This is a genomic window from Microbispora sp. NPDC049125, assembly GCF_040802045.1.
Lineage (GTDB): Bacteria > Actinomycetota > Actinomycetes > Streptosporangiales > Streptosporangiaceae > Microbispora.
Window position 1 is genome coordinate 1 of record NZ_JBEZDW010000086.1, and the last position, 7,230, is coordinate 7,230.

General features: G+C 67.7%; 3 protein-coding genes. All 3 read right to left on the bottom strand.

Annotated features, from left to right (window positions below):
* Positions 1 to 133: 133 nt before the first annotated feature.
* A complete protein-coding gene (locus AB0B72_RS39970) occupies positions 134 to 2,092 on the bottom strand; it encodes an alpha-L-fucosidase (RefSeq protein ID WP_367745002.1) in 1,959 nt (652 codons plus the stop codon).
* Positions 2,093 to 2,248: 156 nt separating this feature from the next.
* Entirely contained in the window at positions 2,249 to 4,642 is a 2,394-nt protein-coding gene (locus tag AB0B72_RS39975) for a ricin-type beta-trefoil lectin domain protein (RefSeq protein WP_367745004.1), read from the bottom strand.
* A 151-nt stretch (positions 4,643 to 4,793) separates the two neighbouring features.
* On the bottom strand, positions 4,794 to 6,299 hold the full coding sequence (locus AB0B72_RS39980) for an endo-1,4-beta-xylanase (RefSeq protein WP_367745005.1): 1,506 nt from the start codon (positions 6,297 to 6,299) through the stop codon (positions 4,794 to 4,796).
* Between the last annotated feature and the right edge of the window lie 931 nt (positions 6,300 to 7,230).

The following is a 7,230-nucleotide window of genomic DNA, read 5'->3' on the forward strand; positions in this document are numbered from 1 at the left end:
TCCGCCCTGGCCGCACCAGCGGGGAACAACGCCAACACACCCACCACAGCCACCGCCCAGACGACCCACCGCCTGACCGAGACCACAGCCGATAACCCAAACGCGAATCTCACAATCACCCCTAACGTTGTCGTTAACTACGAGCCCATCTCTGGTTGCCGGCTCCATGGCAGGTCCAGAGGATCACCTTCGTGCCGTTCGCGGTGCCCGCGCCGTTGGCGTCGAGGCACAACCCGGACTGCACGCCCGTGACACTGCCGTCGGAGTTGAGGTTCCACTGCTGGTTGGGCTGGCCGTTGCAGTCCCAGATGATCACCGCGGTGCCGTTGCTCGTCCCCTGGCCGTTGGCGTCCAGGCACTTGTTGCCGTACACCTGCAGCGCCTTGCCGGAGGTGTAGGTCCAGCTCTGGTTCGCCTGGCCGCTGCAGTCCCACAGCGCCACCTGCGTGCCGTTGGCGGTGGCGGCGTTCGGGACGTCCAGGCACCGGTTGGCGTTGACGTTGCGCAGCACCGCGCCGGACCCAGTGCCACCGGTGGAGGGGATCTGGCCGTTGAAGGTGAGCTTGACGACGTAGGCCAGGCCGCCGGAGTACGGCGCGCTGCCGGGCAGCGTGACGTGCAGACCGCTGGAGTCCTGACTGCGGGTGGGCAGGTTGATGTAGGTGCCGGCGGTGTTGCCGAGCAGCTCCACCTTGCTCAGGTTGGTCAGGCTGACCCTGCCGCTGGACAGCGAGGAGAAGTTGACGTTCGCGCCGTTGCCCGGCCAGCCGAGGATCGTGGCGTACAGGGTGGTGTTGTCCTTGCTGCGGGTATAGCGGATGTCCTGGGCGGTGCCGGCCCGCGGGGTGGTGAAGGAGCCGCCGCCCATCTGGGTCGGGCCTTCGCCGTAGGTGGTCCAGGCGCGGGTGCTGTAGATCGACTCACCCGCCCGGCGCAGGTGGGCGCCGATGGCGCTGAGGACGTCCTTCTGCCCCTGCGGGATGGTGCCGTCGATCTGCGGCGAGATGTTGAGCAGCATGTTGCCGTTCTTGCTCACCCGGTCGATCAGTGCGTGCAGCATCGCGGCCGAGCTGTAGTAGCCGATCCCGTTGGTGTAGGACCAGCTAGAGGCGCTGATGGCGTCGTCGGTCAGCCAGTAGGGGGATTGGATGCCGGCCGGACCGCCGCGCTCGTAGTCGAAGACCTCGCCCCTGGTGTTGAAGCCGTCCTTGTAGGTGGCGACGACCTCTTTGCCCCAGGCGTTCGCCTGGTTGTAGTAGTACGACAGGAACTTCAGCCGCTGGGACTCATCGACACGGCTGAGGTTGAAGTCCTGCCAGATGATGTCCGGCTGGGCCTTGTCGACGACCTCCTTCAGCTTGTCGTACCACAGCTGGTTCTCGGCGGTCGTGCCGAGCTGGCCGTACAGCTTCTTCAGCGTGGTGGTCGGCTGGGTGGGCACGTGGTCGTAGTAACCCGTGAAGTGGTAGGCGTGGTGCATCGACACCAGCAGCTTCATGTTCTTGGCGCGGATGGCGTTGGCGAACAGCTGCAGCAGGTCCAGCCGGGGGCCGCGGTCGGCGGAGTTCCACTCGTTGACGTCGCTGTCCCACATGGAGTAGCCGTCGTGGTGCTCGGCGACGGGGCCGGCGAACTTCGCGCCGGCGTCGGCCACGATCTGGGCCCACTCGTTGGGGTCGAAGTTGCCGCCCGCGGACTTGAGTTTGGGGGCGAACTGGACGAAGTTGCCCGCCTTGTCGCGAGCGCCGTCGATGAAGTTGTTGTACGGCCACACCGACGGGTCACCGAAGACGCTCTTGTGGTGGTTGTTCTCCCCCGAGCCGCTGATGTACATGTTGCGCGGATACCACTCGTTGGAGTAGGCGGGTGTGGCGAAGGCCCCCCAGTGCCAGTACACGCCGAACTTGGCGTCCTGGAACCATTCGGGCGCGGCCGGGTGCTGGTCCACCGACGCCCAGGTCGGCTCGTAGGTGGATGGGGCCGCGGCGGCCGGGGTGGTGAGGGTGGGCGCCGTGAGAAGGGTTGCGACGAGCAGGGCGCCACCGGCCAATGCGGTGGGTCTGCGCAGTGCTGAGAGATGGGTGCGGGACACGGTGTCTCCCGTTCGGGTCGTTGGCGATCACCATGGCGATCCGGCGCCGCGGACGGCCGGCGTCAGCGGCGCCGGCGCACACGGAGGAGGGGCTCACAGTGCCGGTCACCGGCCTCGGCGGCGGGGCCGTCGAGGCCGGTGACCGGATCTGATCTGTCAGCTCCGGGCCCACTGCTGGTTGGTTCCGCCGTTGCAGGACCAGAGGATGATCTTGGTGCCGTTGGTGGTGCCGGCGTTGTTGGCGTCCAGGCACAGCCCGGACTGGACGCCGGTGACGGTGCCGTCGCCGTTGAGGTTCCACTGCTGGCTGGTGCCGCCGTTGCAGTCCCCGATGACGGCCTGCGCGCCGTTGGCCGTGCCGGAGGCGTTCAGGCACTTGGTGCCGTACACCTGGAGCTGCTTGGAGGAGGTGTGAACCCACTGCTGGTTGGCGCCGCCGTTGCAGTCCCACAGCGCCACCTGGGTGCCGTTGGTCTGCGACTGGCTGGGCACATCGACGCAACGACCGCTTGCCAGGCCGCGCAGCAGGTTGCCGTTCCCCGTGTTGCCACCCTGACCGGGGGTGATGGTCAGGTTGTCGAACTGGGCGGTCTCGGTCGTGCTGGTGCCCACGCCGATCTGGCCCGCGCCCCAGGTGCCGTCGGTGACCGAGCCCACCTGGGTGCCGTCGATGCTCGCCGTGATCGTGCCACCCGAGAAGCCCAGGGCCAGGGTGTGCCAGCGGCCGGTTCCCAGGGAGGCGACCGTCCCGCTGCGCAGGGTGGTCATCGCGTTGTCGATGTTGTTACGCAGGATCTGCCAGGCACCGGCGTCGGTGACCCGCAGGTAGTAGGCGTTCAACCCCTCCGGGCCGAAGGAATGCTGGGCGCCGGCCCGGCCGATCACCTCCGCGTACCCGCTCTGCTCCAGCATCACATCGGTGGAGACGGTGTAGTTGTTCCAGCCCAGATCACCCAGCAGGGCGTAGGGATGGGAACCGCCGGTCCACAGGATCGGCTGACGCGGCGCCATCTGACGCACGCACCGGCCGGCCCGCCCGCCGCCGCAGCCCACGACCTCGAACGAGCCCTGCATGTCCATCAGGTACTTGGCCTCACGACCCACCGCGTAGGAATCGAAGTCGTCCGAATACGGCAGGGCGAGCGAGCCGCGGGCGGGGCTGGTGGCGGTGCCCTTGCCCTGACCGGTCGTCGTGGTGATCGAGTACACGTACCCCGGCTGCACCGTCAGCGAGTACGCCCCGCCAGACGGCGTGATGTCGCTCTGCTTGACGAAGTAGTCCGCGCTGTTGGAGGAGTTGACGTTGGTCCGCCAGACATGCACCGTGCCGGTCGACAACCCGCCGGTGACGGTGAAGTTCAGCGTCTGGGCCGCGGTGGCGTCCATCGTCTCGATGATCGTGCTGTAGTCCGACCCGCTCGGTGACCGCAACGCCACGTAGCTGCCGTTGGCGCGGTTACCCCCGATGTAGCCGGTGGAGGAGTCCAGGTACTTCCAGCCCGGGGCGGTGAACTGGGTGGTCTGCGCCATCACCCATGCGTTCTTGCCGATGGCGTAGTACCCCGACCACGGCTGCGGCGCGACGGCCACACCCATAGTGGAGAAGGGCAGGTTCGGCGTGATCGCCGCGATGACCGGCCAGTTGATGTAGGCCGTCATCTTGCCGTCGATGTAGTCGCGGTTGATGCCCCGCGCCAGCGCCTTGGCACCGTCGTTGTAGTCGTCGGAGCCGTTCTCACTGGCCCACAGCACCTTGCCGGAGTTGATCGCGGTGGTGGAGCTGGGGCAGTTCGACTGGGCGCCGCGGTAGCCGCAGACGTAGTGGCCGCCGAACACGTCCACGGCGTTGCGGAAGGCGGTGTTGTTCGCGGCGTCGTTGGCTACGTCGAAGCCCCAGTCGTCAGACGCGATGATCTTCACGTTGCCGAACCCGTGGGAGTCCAGCGCCGCGTTGAGGTTGACGTACCAGTTGAGGTCGCGGCCCTTCTCGTTCCAGCCGCCCAGGTAGTCGATCGTCAGCCCGTGGGTGTTCTTGGCGCAGCCCAGCCAGTCGACCAGGTAGTTGATGGTGTCCTGGGACCAGAAGTTGCCGTTGCCGAGCCAGCCGGGCGCGCCCCAGGAGAGGCCGACCAGCTTGATGTTGGGGTTGCGGGCCTTGGCCTGCTCCATCAGCCACCACTCGTACCCCCGGTTGCAGTCCAGGTCACCGGAGGTGTGCCGGTGACTGGGCTCCGCACCGTCGGTGGAGTTGGTGTCACCACCGATCTCCACCTTCAGGATCTGCATCGACGCGCCGTACCCCGGCTTGAACAGGTAATCGAGGATCTGACCGCGCTGCGGCTCGGGATAGTCGACCAGAAGGCGGCTGTTGCCCCCACCGCCGCTGATCGCGCCGACACCGTCGAACGTCCGGCCGCCGGAACCACCGTTGATCGTGATCCCGACCGCCGCATTCGCCGACGACACGCCGACCAGCGACATCACCACCGACAGCAACGCGGTGACGACGAGCGCCACCACGCGCACCCTGCTCTCTTTTCGCAGGCTCATAGGGGGTCCTTCCGGGTTGTACATGAGGGGTTTCATCGCTGGATCGGAAAGAGCGACGTGGCGGTCCGTCACGGACGACGACACGGAGGGCGACGCGGAGGGCGGCGACGAGAGCGCGGGCACGTCCCGCGTCCCTCGCGCCGCCCGCGGGTCATCCGACGGTCCACCGCTGGTTGGCCTGACCGTTGCACGACCAGAGGATGATCTTCGTGCCGTTCGCGGTGCCCGCGCCGTTGGCGTCGAGGCACAGCCCGGACTGCACGCCGGTGATGGTGCCGTTGGAGTTGACGTTCCACTGCTGGTTCGTCTGTCCGTTGCAGTCCCAGATGATGACCTGGGTGCCGTTGGCCGTGCCCCGGCCGTTGGCGTCCAGGCACTTGTTGCCGTACACCTGGATCTGCTTGGAGGAGGTCACCGTCCACCGCTGGCCGGCGTTGGTGTTGCAGTCCCACAGCTGCACCTGGGTGCCGTTGGTGGTGGAGGAGTTCGGCACGTCCAGGCACCTGCCCGCGCCCACGGCGCGGATCGCGCCCGCCGTGCCCGGCGACGTCGGTGTGGGCGTGGGGCTGGGCGAGGGGCTGGGCGAGGGGCTGCCGCCGAGCGCGCTGAGGGCGGCGGTGTAGGCGGGCTTGGGCTGGTAACCGGCGTCCCACATCATGGGCGCGCCGTAGCCGGGGAACGTGCCCGGGATCCAGGTGTGGCCGTCGTCCACGCCCCACTGGGAGATGCCCACGCAGCGGGAGACCGCCAGGCAGGCGCTCACGACCGCGCCGTAGTCCCTGCCCTGCTGCTGCAGCTCCGAGCTGTCGGCCGGCATCTGGATCCGGTCGTCGAGCTCGGTGACGGCGACGTCGAGGCCCAGGTCGGCGAAGCGCTGCATGTTCGCCTGGAGGGACGAGGGGACCTGGCCGACGATGAAGTGGCTCTCGAAGCCGATGCCGTCGAGCGGCGCGCCCTGGGCCAGCAGCGACTGCGCCAGCGAGTACAGGCCGTTGCTCTTGGCGTTGATCCCCTCGATGTTGTAGTCGTTGATGTACAGCTTGGCGTTCGGGTCGGCGGCCCGCGCGGCCCGCAACGCGGTGGCGAGGTAGCCCGCCCCCATGGCCCGGTAGAACACGTCCTGGCGCAGGCTGCCGTTCTCCTCGAACGGCTCGTTGATCACGTCCCAGGCGTAGAGCTTGCCCCTGTAGTGGGTGGCCACGTTGCTGATGTGATTCTCCATCGCGGCCTGCACCTGGTTCAGCGGCAGGCTGGAGACCCACGCGGGCAGCTGGGAGTGCCATACCAGGTTGTGCCCGCGCACCCGCATCCCATGGGACTGGGCGAACGAGACGATCTGGTCACCCGACACGAAGTTGAACGAGCCCCTGGACGGCTCGGTGGCGTCCCACTTCATCTCGTTGCCGGGGGTGACCATGTCGAACTGGGCCGCGGCGAGGTTGATCTCGCCGCTGATGCCCAGGTCTCCCCGTGTCAGCGCGGTGCCGAAGTAACGTCCCTTGGCCTCGGCCGAGGCCTTCAGCGTGGCGGCCGCTTGGGCGGGCATCGCCACACCGCCCATGATGAGCGCCGACACGGCCAGGGCCGCCGCGACGGTGACTCCGCGAGAGCCATTCCGGCGTCGGCCCGCGACGCGCAAGATAGTGGGCGCTCTCATCCTCAACCTCCATCGGTTGAATCGAGGATTGTCGTGTCACACGCCGGCGTGATGTGAAACCTGAACCGGTGCGCCGGTCGCCGGGCGGACGATGACACCCTTGAGTTGTTAGCGTTAACACGACGTGGCGGACATCGCCGTGTCGTTCCGCCGCCGGCTCCGCAGCCGGCGGCGAGGCGGATCCCGCCGGTTCATCACTGGCCCCGGCAAGAGAAGTCGTCTCGGGGAGTCAGTGTGGAAACCGCAGCGAACCGTGTCAAGGGTGTGTACGAATCGTTTCGCGCAGGTTGCCGCCCCGCAGAAAACGTGGGAGGGCTGGTGGTCGGCCGGTGGGTCGGCTCAGGGGAACGGTCCCCAAGTCGCCGCGCATATGAAACTTTCATCGGACCTCACCGCGGGGCGGCCCGGACCGCGCGCCGATAAAGCCAGATGGGACACGGTTGGCGATCAGGCGATCCCACCACGAGACCGGCCGGCATCCTTGACGCGGCTTCCTCATGTCGTGTTTGCTCCGCCGCACCACCATCTGTAACAAATGTGGAATCACGGAAGCCGGAGCTCAGCGGGTAAATGTTATCGCTAACACAACTATGCGAATCGACGCGTCCCGCGTCCGGAGACCTCACCCGCTCCCCCGCCGACTTGACCGATGTGCGCGCTGACGATCCTCTGCCTTCTCGCGCACCGGCCCTCGGGAGGAGCCGGGAACGTCGGTCTCCCTTCATGCCGGGATGTCCGCGGGCCCGGCGCGGCGGCCCCGACCGCCGTACGGGCCCTGACGGCCAGGCAGAGTCCGCGCGCTGACAACCGGAGGAACTGACATGCGTAGGTGGAAGAGGTGGGTGGGCGCCGGTCTGTCGGCGGTCGCCCTGTCTGTGGCCGGCGTGACCTGGGGAGCGGGACCCGCCGGTGCGGAGTCCAACGGCGGGGT